At 72.2% G+C, this 13324-nt stretch carries 11 protein-coding genes, 1 tRNA gene, 2 pseudogenes and 1 other annotated feature; all 14 genes and pseudogenes read right to left on the reverse strand.

Annotated features, from left to right (window positions below; translation table 11 throughout):
• Nucleotides 1-410 precede the first annotated feature (410 nt).
• Nucleotides 411-1415: an FAD-dependent monooxygenase gene (locus PHK61_RS15620; RefSeq protein ID WP_337993968.1), complete on the reverse strand. Its 1005-nt coding sequence runs from the start codon at nucleotides 1413-1415 to the stop codon at nucleotides 411-413.
• On the reverse strand, nucleotides 1416-1610 hold the full coding sequence (locus PHK61_RS15625) for an NAD(P)/FAD-dependent oxidoreductase (RefSeq protein ID WP_274281919.1): 195 nt from the start codon (nucleotides 1608-1610) through the stop codon (nucleotides 1416-1418).
• A gap of 796 nt (nucleotides 1611-2406) precedes the next feature.
• The gene (locus PHK61_RS15630; protein WP_274281920.1) at nucleotides 2407-2598 is read right to left on the reverse strand and encodes a GAF domain-containing protein; all 192 of its coding nucleotides are present in this window, start codon (nucleotides 2596-2598) and stop codon (nucleotides 2407-2409) included.
• A gap of 70 nt (nucleotides 2599-2668) precedes the next feature.
• The gene (locus PHK61_RS15635) at nucleotides 2669-3541 is read right to left on the reverse strand and encodes an alpha/beta fold hydrolase (protein ID WP_274281921.1); all 873 of its coding nucleotides are present in this window, start codon (nucleotides 3539-3541) and stop codon (nucleotides 2669-2671) included.
• Between the two features lies 1 nt (nucleotide 3542).
• Nucleotides 3543-6608, reverse strand: coding sequence for a BTAD domain-containing putative transcriptional regulator (locus PHK61_RS15640; protein ID WP_274281922.1), 3066 nt, complete (start codon nucleotides 6606-6608; stop codon nucleotides 3543-3545).
• A gap of 5 nt (nucleotides 6609-6613) precedes the next feature.
• Nucleotides 6614-7144 (reverse strand): annotated as a pseudogene (locus PHK61_RS15645) (integrase core domain-containing protein); the annotation flags it as partial.
• A gap of 107 nt (nucleotides 7145-7251) precedes the next feature.
• Nucleotides 7252-8697, reverse strand: a complete 1446-nt coding sequence (gene ltrA / locus PHK61_RS15650; RefSeq protein WP_274281923.1) for a group II intron reverse transcriptase/maturase — start codon at nucleotides 8695-8697, stop codon at nucleotides 7252-7254.
• Between the two features lie 532 nt (nucleotides 8698-9229).
• On the reverse strand, nucleotides 9230-10069 hold the full coding sequence (locus PHK61_RS15655; RefSeq protein WP_274281924.1) for an IS3 family transposase: 840 nt from the start codon (nucleotides 10067-10069) through the stop codon (nucleotides 9230-9232).
• Nucleotides 9656-9785, reverse strand: a sequence feature (AL1L pseudoknot). It overlaps the preceding gene by 130 nt.
• 107 nt (nucleotides 10070-10176) lie before the next feature.
• A pseudogene (locus PHK61_RS15660) lies at nucleotides 10177-10614 on the reverse strand (IS110 family transposase); the annotation flags it as partial.
• Nucleotides 10615-10866: 252 nt separating this feature from the next.
• Nucleotides 10867-11445, reverse strand: coding sequence for an MFS transporter (locus tag PHK61_RS15665; RefSeq protein WP_274281925.1), 579 nt, complete (start codon nucleotides 11443-11445; stop codon nucleotides 10867-10869).
• Nucleotides 11333-11857, reverse strand: a complete 525-nt coding sequence (locus tag PHK61_RS15670) for a hypothetical protein (protein WP_274281926.1) — start codon at nucleotides 11855-11857, stop codon at nucleotides 11333-11335. Before PHK61_RS15670 ends, PHK61_RS15665 begins: the two co-directional genes overlap by 113 nt.
• A gap of 286 nt (nucleotides 11858-12143) precedes the next feature.
• A tRNA-Val gene (locus tag PHK61_RS15675) sits at nucleotides 12144-12215 on the reverse strand.
• 74 nt (nucleotides 12216-12289) lie between these two features.
• Complete coding sequence (locus PHK61_RS15680) at nucleotides 12290-12754, reverse strand: peroxiredoxin (protein ID WP_274281927.1); 465 nt, start codon at nucleotides 12752-12754, stop codon at nucleotides 12290-12292.
• A 58-nt stretch (nucleotides 12755-12812) separates the two neighbouring features.
• A complete protein-coding gene (locus tag PHK61_RS15685; RefSeq protein WP_274282046.1) occupies nucleotides 12813-13247 on the reverse strand; it encodes a DUF3052 domain-containing protein in 435 nt (144 codons plus the stop codon).
• Nucleotides 13248-13324: the final 77 nt, after the last annotated feature.

Consider the following 13324-nt stretch of genomic DNA (forward strand, 5'->3'; position numbering starts at 1 on the left):
AGGGCGGCGATGGTGGAGTCGACGGTGGTCGCCCGGCCCGGCGGAGGGCTCGTCGGTTCGCGCGCAGCAGGCGTTGCCAGACGTCGTCGACGCCGAGGACCTGGATGCGGGGTCGTGCAGCGCGGTCGGCGGCGTCGCCGATCGGCCCCCAGCGCTCGAGGTGGCCGGGTCCGTAGACGACGACGGCGTCGTAGTGATGCACAGCTGGGCGTGGACGCCGGGCCAGGCCCCGCCGCCCTGGTGGATGTCGACCATCGCCAGGGACGAGGCTTCTTACAAGGCTTTCACCAGACCGAGCACACCAGTCGGAGGTCGATCTCGGGTGCTCGGCCTGGAGCCGGGGCAGGTGCGGCGCGAGCCAGGTCGTCGCGTACGACACTTGGCACGCGGCCGGGGCGCAGGCACGTGGCTCATGTGTCGGGCAGAGCGTCGAGCACCACACGGGTCGTCCCGAAGCGCAGACCGCGCTGGCGGCTCAGCCACGCGCGCTGGGCCCACCGGTATCGGCCGACGGCGCGTGCGCCCCGTTTGGCGAGGGTGAATCTCCATGTGCCCGCCCGGGCGTCGCCCTGTCCCCTCGCCTCCCGGCGCTGTAGGCGCTGCGCGCGCAGGATCTCGGGCTCGCGCTCGGCCTGGATCGCCGCGCACGCCTGGTTGACCGCATCGGGCGTCGGACGACCCGCCGCCAAGCCCCCGAGGTGGTTCGCGGCCACCACGGCGTCCCGTAGCGCGAGGTTGATGCCCTGAGCCCGGACCGGCGACATCGGGTGCGCGGCGTCGCCGAGGACCAACACCCCCGGCGCGCTCCATGACGGGGCGTGTCCCACCGTCACGTTCAGCCGAACCGGACGAGACACCGCGTTGCGGTGGGCCAGCACGTGCTCGGCGAACGCGGTGGGAGCCGCCCGTAGCGCCGGTGTGAGCCAGTCAGCCGTTCGGAACTCGGCCATGCCGCCCTTCGGCATGATCACCCCGCACTGCCACTGGCCGTCCCACGAGGTGTAGGCAACCAACGGGTGCTGCCCGCTGCGGACACTGATGTGGAAGTCACAGGCTTCGAGCTCATCCGGCGGGGGCGAGACCTTGAACCACAGCACGTCGTAGGCCTCGCGGGCCGGCGCCAGGGCCAGCCCGGCGTGCGTGCGGACCGAGGAGCCGCGCCCGTCGCACCCGACCAGAAGGTCGGTCGGCAGCTCCAGGTGGCCGCCGTTGCGGACCACTCGGGCGCCGACGACCCGGCCCGTCGGGTCCCGCAGGACCCCGGTGAATCGCGTGCTGGGATCGTAGGCCAGGTCCGGGTGACAGGACGCCTCGCGGAGGACCCCCTCGAGCAGCGCCCTCGGCGAGACGACCCGAAAGGCGCGGTCACCGAGCTCGGCGGTCTCCGGGACGCGCAGGACCTCCTCGCCGTCGATCTAGATCCGCCAGCTGCGCACTACACGCTGCGGCGCCGAGGAGAGCACCTCGGCCAGTCCCATCTGCAGGAGAGCGTCGAGCCCGAGGGGCATCAGGCCCTCGCCGCGGAAGACCCCACCCGGCGAGGTCTCGCGTTCGACCAGCTGCACCCGCGCGCCGGCGCGGGCCAGCAGCAGGGCCATCCCCACCCGCAAGCCGCGCTCCCCTCAGCCCGGAAACCGGACGATTCGTTCCGAGGCCGGATCGTCGGGCGTGCTGGCGAGGCTACGAACGGCCGCCCTCCGCGTCGACCCCGAATGGCGGCGTCGGGTCGCGAATGGCCTTCGTCGCGCCGGTCAACATCGACCAGGCGCCAGTTGTGTTTCGGGCACCGCCCGATCGGTCGGCGGTACCGCTGGCCGCCGAGCGCAGGCGCCGCGAGGAGACTCGGACGTCGAGCCCGCGTCCTTCCTGGACCTGGTCGAACGGCACCAAGTGCGCTTCCTGGCGCCGGCGCCTGTCCCGAACGGGTGAAACCGATGCGCACGGGCCCTCCACGCTCAGTGCAGGAGCCGGAGACAGCGGAGCCTGTCAACGAGGTGCCGGGCGGGTCCCGGTGGTTGATCGCCTCGAAGACCGTCCTGCGTATGTCCTTCACCAGGTCACTGACCTCCTCGAACTTGGCGAGTGAGTCGTCGGTGGTGGTCTCCGGCGCCGGGCAGGTGGCCAGCAGGCCCGACAGGGCGACCTCGACCCCCTATGAGTCGTTGCACGTCGTTCGTTGAGCTCGGTGGCGAGCTCCTCCCTCTCCTCGAACCGCCGCAGCTGCGCACGGTTGTGACGCGCTCGGACCAGGGCGAGCGCTGCGCCGGCCTCAGCGGCGAGGACGCCCACCATCTCGGTCTCCGCGTCATCGAACGGAGCCTGCTCGTGGGTCCGCGCGACGATCAGCGCCGCCTCGAGCGTCCCTCCGTCGCCATCGATGACGGGTCGGCCGCGACCGGGCCGACCTCAGGGACTCGCTCGGCACCCCGCCGCGCGCGGGTCCGTCACGGCATCGGCGATGACCAACGGACGACCGCTCGCCACCACCTCGTGGGTGATCGAGTTCTTCCGCGGGATGCGCCGCCCGGACCACGGCTCCATGGCACCGACCGAGGCCGGGATCTCGACGGTCGTCGGGTCGTCGGGGTCGACCGCCATGATGGCGACGCCGTGCGCGTCCTCGGCCTCGGCGACGATCGCCGTTCGCCCCGGGGCCCGACCACGCTTCTCAGGTGCGCCCGGGGAGGAAGGCGCAGGTTGCCGCGACCACCGCCGCCGGTTGCTCGACGCCGAGGTCGTGGCCCGCGCCTGGAATCTCGACGAGGCTGCCCCCGCCGAGCCGCCGGACCATCCCGAGCGCGGTGCTCCACGGGAGCAGGGGACTGTGCTCTCCGCGGATCAACAACGTTGGTGCCGTGAGCCGGTCGAGACCAGCCCACAGTTGCGCCGAGGTCACCCCGTCGGTGACCAAGCGAGCGAGGCCGTGCCCGTCGAAGCGCCATGCGAGCCGGCCGTCGTCCCGAGGCGCGAGGCCGTGCCGCAGGTAGTGGCGCAGGTGGCCGGGGTTCGCCAGCGGGTTCGCGGCGAGCCACTCCTCGAACGGCTCCTCCACGCCGGCGTAGGAGGCGCCGGCCAACGCGGTCAGCATCGCGGGCAGCTCTCGCGTCGCGAACTCCGTGTCGGGCACGTCGGGTGGGAGTTCGATCAGGACCAGGTGGTCGACGAGGTCGGGATGCTGCGCCGCGCAGAGCGAGGCGGCCATGGCACCCATCGAATGCCCGACCAAGTGGGCCCGACCGACGCCGAGCGCGCAGATCAGTTCTGCCACGTCGTCCGCCAGTGCGGTGGCGGTGTAATCGGCAGCCCAGGGGGTTTCCTCGTGGCCGCGCTGGTCGACCGCGAGGACGTGGAAATCGGCAGCGAGGGCGTCGGTGAGCGGGTCCCACTCGCGGACGTGGCCCATGATGCCGTGAAGAACCAGGACCGGTGGGGAGGCAGGATTGCCGAGCTCACGGACGTGAAAGGTGAGCCCGCGGGCAACCACGGCGAGGTCGCGGGCGCCCACGGCGGGATTGATCGTCTCGGTGTCCACGGTCGTCATCTCACTTCCTCGCCGCGAGGACAAGGTTGGCCCCGGTGTCGGCGGAGAGCAGCGGGTCGCGGAACCCGGCGTCGCTCAGCAGCCGCAGTCGCACCGTCGGACCGCCCTGGGTCCCGAGCCCGTAGGCCCCGGGTTGGGCCAGTGAGCCCAGCGTGCAGACCGACGTCGAGATCGCGTAGTCGAGGCGCACCGACGGGTTGCCGATGCCGTCGATGAGCCGGTCGACCGACCAGGGCTCGACGATGACGAGGACGCCGTCGTCGGCGAGGACCTCACGGGCGCGCCGGAGGGCCGCCGGCGGGTCGCCCATGTCGTGCAGCGCGTCGGAGAAGAGCACGACGTCGAAGGGCCCCGGGCCGATCTCTGAGGCGTCGGCGACGACGAAGCCCACCCGGTCGTCCACCCCGGCCTCGATCGCCGCGGCCCGGGCGATGAGGACCGACGGCCTGTGGACGTCGAAGCCGGTGACGGTGCACGCCGGCCAGTGCCCGGCGACCTGCAGGCTCGACTGCCCGTGGCCGCAGCCGACGTCGGCCACCCGGGCCCCGCTCTCCAACCGCTCGACGAGCCCCTCCACGGCCGGGAACCACACCGAGGCCATCTCGTGGGTGTAGGCCGTGCGGAAGAAGCGCTCGACGCCCTCGAACATCGAGGCCGGGAGGGTGGCGTAGTCGATGCCGCCCGACCCGCGGAAGGCAGCTGCCAGCTGCTCGAGGGTCAGGAGCAGCGCCGCGGCTCGCCCGGGATGGTCGAGCTCGGCCAGGAGCTCGGCGGCCAACCGCAGCGTGGTCCACACCTGCGGCCACATCCCGAGGCGGCGCAGCGACTCGAGGAGCTCCCGGAGCGCGGCCGCCGCCTCATCGTGTCGGCCCAGCCGCAGCAGGACCGCGGCACGTCCGATCCCCGCGACCTCACGGTTGAACGTGTCGCCGCGCTCGTCGTTGCGGCGGTGGGCGAGGTCGAACCAGGCCAACGCCGCGTCCGGGTCGGTCTCGGCGGCGAGCTCACCGCGCGTGTACGCGACGAAACCGTCCACCTCCCCGACCTCCGCCAGCAGCCCGGCATGGGCCTGCAGCCACGCCTCCGCGGCCGCGCGGTCGCCGGTGAACAGGCAGATCAGCGCCGCGTTGCAGATCGCTGTGGCGCGGACCCAGCCCGGCGCCGCCGGATCCCCCAGCAGCTCGTCCGTGTCGGCCTCCACCGCCGCCGTGTCGCCGGCGTAGACCCTCGTCATCGCCCGGAACCACCGCCCGGCCCAGCGCTGTGGATGATCCCGCGGCAACCGTTCCAGAGCGGCGGTGAGCAGGTGCTCGCCGCGCCCGGTGTCGCCGCCCAGCCACGCCGCGGCCCCCGCCGCGAGGGGACACAGCGCCGCGTCCCCGGCCACGTCGCTCGGCGCGGACTCCAGCCGGGACAGCTGCGCCAATAGATCAAGGTGCGGGTCGTCGGACACCGCGACCGCCAGGGGCGCCCCGAGCCGGCCCGCGGCGTCCCAATCCCGCAGCTCGATCGAGTGGGCCAACGCCTCCGCGAGGTTCGCCCTCTCCCGACGCAGCAGGCGCGCCGCGTCGGGAGAGCGTTCGTCCTGTCGCGCGCGAACGGTCTCGACGTGCGCCTGCATCCACCGCGTGTGCGCGTCGACCGCGTCCTCACGCCGGCCGGGATCCAGGTGCCCCAGGCCCGCCCGGCGCATCGTCTCGAGCACCCGGTACCGCGGGGGGTCGACATCGTGGTCGACCACCACCATCGACGCCTCGACGAGCTCGGCGAGCGCGCCCTCGGCGTGGCCGCCCGGAGCGAGGAAGGCGACGGCCTCGAACCCGAAACCCCCGCGGCAGACGACCGCGCGATCGAACAGCGCCCGGGCATCGAGCCCGAGCAGCCGGTACGACCACTCCACGGTGGCTCCGAGCGCGGTCGCCCTGTCCCCGCCGGACGCGGGTTCAAGGACCGCCAGCCCGCCGGCCAGCCGCTCTCGCAGGGCGGTCACGCCGAACACCGCCTCGCGCCCGGCCGCGAGCTCGACCCCCAGCGGCAGGCCGTCGACCAGGGCGCACACCGCCTCCACCTCGGGCGACGCACGGGCGGCGTCGAAGTCGCTGCGCAGCCGCGTCGCCCGGTCGACGAACAGCTCCACCTGCTCGGCGGGGGCAAGAGGTCCGAGCCGCTGCACCCGCTCACCGGGCACGCCCAGGCGCCGGCGGGACGTCGCCACCAACCGGACCTGCGGGCACGACGCCAGCAGGTGCCCGGCCAACCGGCCGACAGCAGCCAGGACGTGCTCGCAGTTGTCCAGGCCGAGCACGAGCGGCTGCGCGCCGATCACCTCGGCGACCGCGACGGCCGCACCGCCGATCGCCGCCTGCAGCCCGAGCCCCGCCGCGACCTCCGTCGCGACGTCGCCGGGCGCGAGCACCTCGCCCAGCGCAACCAGGACCGTCGCTTCCCCGTGGGGTCGCCGGTCGAGGAATTCCCGCAGGAGCCGGGATTTGCCCACCCCACCCGGGCCGGTAATCGTCACCAGCCCTGGGGACCCGACAGCCCCCGCCAGCCGCTCGAGCTCCGCGGACCGGCCGACGAACCGGTTCAGCGGCGCGTGCCGGCGTCGAACGATCGGCGTGGTCGGCGAGGCCGTCGGCCGGGTGCGGGGCGTCCTGGCGTCCTCGGTGCGCAAGCGCTGGGCAAACTCCCTCATCTCCGGGCCGGGATCGAGCCCGGACTCCTCGGCCAACGCGCGCCGGTAGCCGTCGGCCACCGCCAACGCCTCAGCGGTCCGCCCGTCGCGGTGGAGCCCGCGCATGAGCAGCAGTTGCATCCGCTCGCGCAGCGGGTGCGTGCGAGCGGCGTGCTCGAGCTCCGGGAGCAGCTCGGCGACGGGCTCGAGCGACAGGCGCAGTTCCAGCCAGTCGGCGAGCAGGTGGGCGCGCCACTCCCCGAGGCGCGCCACATCGGGGGCGAACGCCAGGTTGCCGGCGACGTCACCCAGCGGCTCGCCGCGCCACAGGTTCAGCGCGTCGGCGAGCAGGGACGCCGCGGTGGCCGGCGGGCTCTCCCGAGTGAAGCGCACCGGGTTCAGTGGAGGCTGGGTTCTCCCGAGATCGGATCTTCTCGGGCTTGTTGTTGACGGTAGTAGGTCTGTTCGTGCTCGACCGGCGGGATGTTGCCGATCCCGGTGTGTAGGCGCTGGGTGTTGAACCAGTGCACCCAGGACAGGGTGGCGAGCTCGAGGTCGTCGACGGTGCGCCAGGGACCGTCGCGGCGCACGCACTCGGTCTTGTAGAGCCCGATCACCGACTCGGCCATCGCATTGTCGAAGCTGTCGCCGACCGAACCGATCGAGGCGACGGCGCCGGCCTCGGCGAGCCGGTTGCCGTAGCGGATCGCGGTGTACTGGCTGCCGGCATCCGAGTGATGAACAAGCCCCTCGAGGCGCCCGGCGGTGGTGTGGCCTGCGCGTTCGCGGGTCCACAGCGCCATCTCCAGGGCGTCGAGGGGCAGCTCGGTGGGCATCGTGGCCGCGCAGCGCCACCCGACGATGCGCCGGGAGTAGACGTCGGAGACGAACGCGGTGAACACCGTCCCCGACCAGGTGGGCACGTAGGTGTAGGGGTCGGGCCGCGGCGCCCTGCCGGTCTCTCGGCCGGTGGGTTTCCGCGGCCCGCCCTCCGAACCGGACGTGCGCGTCTCCGCGCATCCGGCTCTCCACGGGTTCATGCCGGTGTGGCGGTGGGTTCGGTGGCCGGGCTCGCCCATGGTGTGGGGATTCGGGTGCCCCGGTAGCGGTAGCGGGTGACCGCGACCGCGGGTGGTCGGAACAGCTCGACCTGACCGTCGGCGATCTTCCATCCGGGAAGGAACCGGCGAATCAGGGTTCCCCAGTTCAGGCCGAGGTGTCGTTTGCGTAGCCAGCCGACGATGCGCCACCAGGTGAAGTGGTCGACGTAGCTGAACGTGCGCTTGGACACCCCGTGCTTGAAGTAGTTGCACCATCCCCGCAGGACGGGGTTGACCTGCCGCAGCAGGTCGGCGAGCGTGCGATGACGGTTCCGGCGCGTCAACGTGCGCACCTTGGCCGTGATCGAGGTCAGCGACTTCTTCGACGGCCAGGTGTAGACGTACCGCTTCATGGTTCCCGGCTTGGTCTGGCGCTGGATGCGCCAGCCCAGGAACTCGAAGCCCTCGTCGATGTGGCAGACCCTGGTTTTCTCGACCGACAGGCGCAGGCCCATCGGGGCGAGCACCGCCGCGACCTCGTCCCAGAGCGCCTCGGCGTGCTCACGACGGCCCCCGATCATGACCACGAAGTCGTCCGCGTAGCGCACGAGCTTCATGACCGGGCGACCGGCGCGACGCGCCTTGGCGCGCGTCCACTCCGGGCCGAGCGCTTCCCACTTGCGCGCGAAGTGCTCGTCGAGGGCGGACAGGGCGATGTTGGCCAGCAGCGGCGAGAGGATCCCGCCTTGCGGAGTGCCGGTGATCGTGTCCCGCCGGACGGCGTCCTCACCGAGGACCCCGGCGGCCAGGAACGCCTTGACCAGCCCCAGGACCCGCTTGTCGGAGACACGGTCCCGCACCCGTCTCATCAGGGCGCTGTGGTCGATCTCGTCGAAGCACGCCGCGATGTCGGCCTCGAACACCCACTCGTAGCTACGGGTGGGTGAAGCGAGGTAGTGAATCTCGGCGATCGCGTCCTGGGCCCGGCGCCTCGGGCGGAAGCCATACGACGATGGCGCAAAGTCCGCCTCGAAGATCGGCTCGAGCACCAACTTGAGCGCGGCCTGCACCACCCGGTCGGTCGCGGTCGGGATGCCCAGTCGGCGGGTCTTGCCGTTCGCCTTCGGGATCATCGTCTCCCGCACCGCCACGGGGGTGAACCGCCGCGTCTTGAGCTCCTCGCGCAGCTCGGCGAGCATCCGCCCCGACCGAAGACCGACCTGGCGGGGTGCGACCCCGTCGATCCCGGCCGAACGGCTGCCGCGGTTGCTGCGCACCCGGTCCCAGGCCACCACCAGGAACGACGGGTCATAGACGAGGTTGAACAGATCATCGAACCGGCGACCCGAGTCCTCGGTCGCCCACTGGTGCAGCTTGCGCTGCATCTGCCGTACCCGCAGCCACGCCTGATCCAGGTCCGGCCACGACGCGCCGGTATTCACCAGCGGCCTCCCGGCGATGCGTTGCCTACCGCGAATCCGCTGGACCCCTTCGCCATGTGGCCGGCTTTCCCGACCTCGGACTACTACGGGTCCTCCGCCCCCACCCGGCGGCATCAGCCGACGACGAGCCTTCCCTCCACGCCGCTGGCCGCGACGCGGGTCGGGGACCGCCCGATGGGTTCCCACGTTCACTGTCGAACCGCTCGACGGGCGAGGTGCCCAGCTATGCCCCTGCGGCCCTGCCACGGCTACGCCGCAGACCTTCACCGTGGTCTCCCGGGCGGCGATCTGACCCGCCCCAGGAGTTCCCCGCCGCGACATCACCGCGGGGACAAACCGCTGACCAGCCCATATCCGCCAGGTTGGAGCTGGTGGGTGCGCTTGAGAGGCGTTCAGGCGCTGGTTCCTCACGTACACCGTCCCGTCCTGCTTGCCGAGCCCGGACCATCTGGCAGTGCTGGTCCGTCTCGTCGTTGTTGGGGCTGCTTACCGCCCTGCTTTCCCGTCCCGGAGAGCAGGACTGCCCCCAGCTTCACCGCGCCGCTGCGACGACACGGCGGCGAAGGTCTCCCACCTCCACTCGGTTCGACAGCGCCTCGTGGCGCTCCAGGTCGACCACCCACAGCTGGTTGGGGCGCTGGGCGTGGAAGTCCCGGTCGACCAGATCCGGGGCCCGCTCGGACTGGCGGTTCGGTCGGGTGGTGATCGTGGATCGGCCTCGGCGCACGCCGCGCAGCCCGAGCGTGCGCATCAGGCGTTCGACGGTGCAGCGCGCGACCGAGCTCCCGTCGGGGCCGGTGACGCCGTCGCGGCGCAGCTGGTGCCACATCTTGCGGACCCCATAGACCCCGCGGCCCTTGCCGCGGTCCCAGAACGTCGCCTCGATGACCTCAGCCAGGGCGGCGTCGGACAGCGTCCGCGGCGCCGGCGGGCGGGACTTGTGGGCGTAGTAGCCGCTCGGAGCGACCGCGACGCCCTGAGCCTGCAGGGCATCGCAGATCGGCTCGACCCCGAACCGGTGCTTGTGCTGATCGATGTAGTCCACGATCAACGGGTATGGCGGTCGAGCTCCGCCGCGGAAAAACGCCGACGCGGTCTTCAATATCTCGTTCGCCCGCCGCAACTCGGCGTTCTCCCGGCGCAGCCGCTTGAGCTCGTCGTGCTCGCTGGTCGTCGGACCTGGGCGCAGCCCGTCGTCGATGTCGGCCTGCTTGCACCAGCCGCGCAGGGTGTCCGGGACGATCCCCAGCTGCGACCCGATCCGCTTGCAGGCCTCGTTGACCGACAGGCCGGGCTCCTGCTCGCGGGCCTCGCGCACCAACCGCTTGGCCCGCTGACGCATCTCCTCGCTGAACTTCCTCGGCGCCGGCACGATCGCCACCTTCCCGTGGGATCAGAGCCTCCACCAGACCCGGTGCGCTTCAGCGCGCCGGTCCAGGCGCAGCGGTCCCAGATCAGGCCCTGGCGCAGCAGCAGCTTCGAGAGCCGATGGCGCGCGCGCATCAGGTCCGACCGACAGTCCTCGCGGGCCCGCACCAAGTCCCGGGCGACCTCCTCGGCCTCGGTGGGCACCCGCACCCCCGGAACCTCACCGATGCGCAGCAGCCGGGCGAGCCGCTCCGCGTCGCGGCGGTCGGTCTTGACCCTGTCCCCGGCCGGGCGTTCCAGCTTCGAGGGCGCCACCACATCGCAATGCACCCCGGCGGCGCTCAGCGCTCTGGCCAGCCCGAACCCCGTGGGCCCGGCCTCGTAACAGGCCACCACCGGGCCGGGCTGGGCTCTGACCCAGTCCACGATCTGCTCGGTCCGCGCTCCGATCCGCGCGGTCCGGATCTCAGCGGTCGACTCGTCGATCGCGCAGCCCACCACCGAACGCGCGTGAACGTCCAACCCGCCCCAACTACCCTTGCCAGGCACCGGCGCCTCCCCGTAAATGCGGCACCGCCACCAGCGACGGTGACCCGCGCCAACTTACGAGCGGAGGCGCCGGCCTCCATACGGTCTAGGAGCAGCGCCGTCGCCACCGACAGCGTGACCAGGGCCAGCTGCAGGCGATTCACCCGAGCACCCACACCGTCGCACCGATGACCAACAGGCCGGCGCAGACGACGACGGCACGGCGGAACCATCGCGGGACGAGCTCCCGCCCCGGGTCCTCGACGCCGCCGGTCACGTCCGGCTCCCGCGCGCCCACAGGAGCAGCGGCACGGCGGCCAGCACGGCCGGTCCGATGACGAACCACATCGCGTTGTAGCCCTGGGTGGCGGGGAACAACGGGGCCGCCAGCGACACCGCGGCGCCGACCGCGAGCGGCCCGACCAGGCATCCCGTGCCGCGGCTGAGCAGGAAGAGGCCGGCGGCGCCACCGTGGTGCTCGGCGGGCAGCACCTGCATCAGCGCGGAGTAGTTCAGCGTCATCACGACACCCGCACCGGCTGCGGGCAGCGGGACCAGCACGATCATCCACGCGCTGTGGGAGAGCCCCGCGCCGATCAGCCCCGCACCGTAGACCGCCGACGCGACGGCGAGGACCCGCCGGTGCCCGATGGTGTCGGCGACCCGCCCCGCCAGGGGCACCGCGACGACGAGACCCAGGGCGACGAGCGGGAACACCACCCCGGACACGAAGCTCGCGCTACGCCCGAGCCCGACGGTGAAGAACAGGACGACGAACACCTTGAGGCCCTGGAGCGCGACGTTCCACAGCAGGGTCGCCCCCAGGACGACGGCGACCTCCCGGTCCCGCAAGCCGCACGACCGCCCGCAGCCCGCCCGACGAGGGCGCCGCGCCCGCCAGCGGTTCCCGACGGGAGGACCACAGTCCCGCGAGGAGCGCGACCGTGCCGATCGCCACGGCGCCCGCCGCCACGAGGAACACCGCCGGCGCCCAGAGGTCGAGCAGGAAACCACCGCCGACCAGGGCCGCGCCCAACCCGGCGAAGCGCCAGGAGGAGGCGGCGGTCCGGGATCGGCCGCTGACCTCCTTCGGGACCAGGTCGGGGTAGAGCGCCTCGTACGGCGTGAGGTAGGCGAAGTGCCCGACGAAGTACGCGGCGGCCCCGACGATGAGCACGGTGCGGCTGAGGTCGGTCGCCACCAGCAGCAGGCCGGTCAGGCACAGCGGCGCCGCGACGAGCACGAACCAGAGCCGGTGGGCCACCGAGCGCGCCGCCCGGTGGCCCGGTGACCGGCTCCTGCGTCGCCTGCGTCGCGGCCTTCGGACCGCCCGGCACGACCTCGGTGAGGTAGTGCCGTTGTTTCGTGACCGAGTCATAGCCCGCGTAGACCCGGACCCTGAGCGACCCACTCGGCAGCTGTTGGATTGTCCCGCGACGGCGCCGCGCCGGGGCCGAGGAGGACGTCATGATGCGACCCTGGCGCCGGCTCGCACCACGATTGATGACACGAAGCTTGATCGTCAGAGGCTGATAAGCCTCTGACCTGCGTGGGCGCGGCAGGATTCGAACCTGCGACCGACGGCTTGTAAGGCCGGTGCTCTTCCGCTGAGCTACGCGCCCCGGTCCGGAGCAAATGGGGGTTTCCGCTGTACAGGAGCAGCGAACCCCACGTCCGCTCCGGAGGCGAGCGAGTTCTACCCCGCCAGCTGCTCCAGCGCGTCCCGCCAGCCCTGCTGGTCGCGGGCGTCGCCGGGGCCGTTGTGCTCCGCGAAGCGCACGACGCCGTCCTTGTCGATCAGGAAGGTGCCGCGGAAGGCGAAGCCGAGGTCGGAGCTGAAGACGCCGTAGCTCTCGGCGGTCGCGCCGTGGGGCCAGAAGTCCGAGAGCAGCGGGAACTCGTAGCCCTCCTGCTGCGCCCAGACCTTGAGCGACCAGGTGGTGTCGCACGAGACGCCCACGACCTGGACGTCGTCGTTCTGGAAGGACGGGAGGTCGTCGCGCACCGAGCACAGCTCGCCGGTGCAGATGCCCGAGAACGCGAAGGGGAAGAACACCAGCAGCACGGCCCGCTCGCCGCGGAAGTCCTTGAGGGAGACCTCCTGGCCGTCCTGGTTCTTGAGCGTGAAGTCGGGGGCCTGCGCGCCCACCTCGACGGTCATGTCGACCTGTCTCCTGTCCGTCCGGGTCACCGGCCGGACAGCCTACGAGATGCGCAGGTCAGCGACGGCGCTGGGCGGAGGCCTTCGGTGCGACGAGACGGGTCGCGACCCAGCCCTCGGACAGGCTGATGTTCGAGGTCTGCGAGAGCCCCGCGGTCGGCGCCGCCTCGGCGATGTCGGAGGGCTCGACGTGTCCGTCGTTGCCGGTCTTGGGCGTCAGCACCCAGATCACGCCGTCGTCGGTGATCGGCGAGCGGGCGTCCATGAGGGTGTCGACGAGGTCGCCGTCCCCGTCGCGCCACCACAGGAGGACGACGTCGACGACCTCCTGCGCGTCCTCCCCGAGGAGGTCCTCACCGCATCGGTCCTCGATGGCGGACCGGACCTCGTCGTCGACGTCGGAGTCCCAGCCCAGCTCCTGAACGATCATGCCCGGTTCGATGCCGAGCTTGCCGGCGAGATCGGACTTGTCCGAATCCCCCGTGGCCGCCACCACGCGCGGTGCCTCCTCCTCGTCCGGGGGTCACGTGCGGTGCACGTCACCCGTGTGAAGCGCCCAGCGAACACGGC

Source organism: Actinomycetospora lutea (assembly GCF_028737205.1).
In the GTDB taxonomy this organism is placed as follows: domain Bacteria; phylum Actinomycetota; class Actinomycetes; order Mycobacteriales; family Pseudonocardiaceae; genus Actinomycetospora; species Actinomycetospora lutea.